Annotated in this window: 1 protein-coding gene; it reads left to right on the forward strand. The window is 39.2% G+C overall.

Features of this window, described 5'->3' with window-relative positions; all coding sequences use genetic code 11:
- Positions 1 to 9: 9 nt before the first annotated feature.
- The coding region (gene tuf, locus ACYUCG_RS15170; protein WP_003452162.1) for an elongation factor Tu at positions 10 to 1,202 on the forward strand (1,193 nt) is incomplete at its 3' end.

Raw genomic sequence — 1,202 nt, forward strand, 5'->3', positions numbered from 1 at the left:
GAATTTGCAATGTCAAAAGCAAAATTTGAAAGAAGCAAACCACACGTTAACATTGGAACAATCGGTCACGTAGACCACGGTAAAACAACTTTAACAGCAGCTATAACAACAGTTTTAGCACAAGCTGGTGGAGCAGAAGCATTCAAATACGATGAAATAGATAAAGCTCCAGAAGAAAAAGAAAGAGGAATCACAATCAACACAGCTCACGTTGAGTATGAAACAGCTAACAGACACTATGCTCACGTTGACTGTCCAGGACATGCTGACTACGTTAAAAACATGATCACTGGAGCAGCTCAAATGGACGGAGCTATATTAGTTTGTTCAGCAGCTGATGGTCCAATGCCTCAAACAAGAGAGCACATCTTATTATCATCAAGAGTTGGAGTTGACCACATCGTAGTATTCTTAAACAAAGCAGATATGGTTGACGACGAAGAATTATTAGAATTAGTTGAAATGGAAGTTAGAGAGTTATTAAGCGAGTACAACTTCCCAGGAGACGATATTCCAGTAATCAAAGGATCAGCTTTAGTAGCATTAGAAAACCCAACTGACGAAGCTGCAACAGCTTGTATCAGAGAGTTAATGGATGCTGTAGATAGCTACATCCCAACACCAGAAAGAGCAACAGATAAGCCATTTTTAATGCCAGTAGAGGACGTATTCACAATCACTGGTAGAGGAACAGTTGCAACAGGAAGAGTTGAAAGAGGAGTTCTACATGTAGGAGACGAAGTAGAAGTAATCGGATTAACTGAAGAAAGAAGAAAAACAGTTGTAACAGGAATCGAAATGTTCAGAAAGTTATTAGATGAAGCACAAGCTGGAGATAACATCGGAGCATTATTAAGAGGTATCCAAAGAACTGACATCGAAAGAGGTCAAGTTTTAGCACAAGTTGGAACAATCAACCCACACAAAAAATTYGTAGGTCAAGTATACGTACTTAAAAAAGAAGAAGGTGGAAGACACACTCCATTCTTCGATGGATACAGACCACAATTCTACTTCAGAACAACAGACGTTACAGGATCAATCAAATTACCAGAAGGAATGGAAATGGTTATGCCTGGAGACCACATCGACATGGAAGTTGAATTAATCACAGAAATCGCTATGGATGAAGGATTAAGATTCGCTATCAGAGAAGGTGGAAGAACTGTAGGTTCAGGAGTTGTTACTTCAATAATCGAGTA

The sequence above is a fragment of the Clostridium sp. CTA-17 genome, assembly GCF_054767895.1.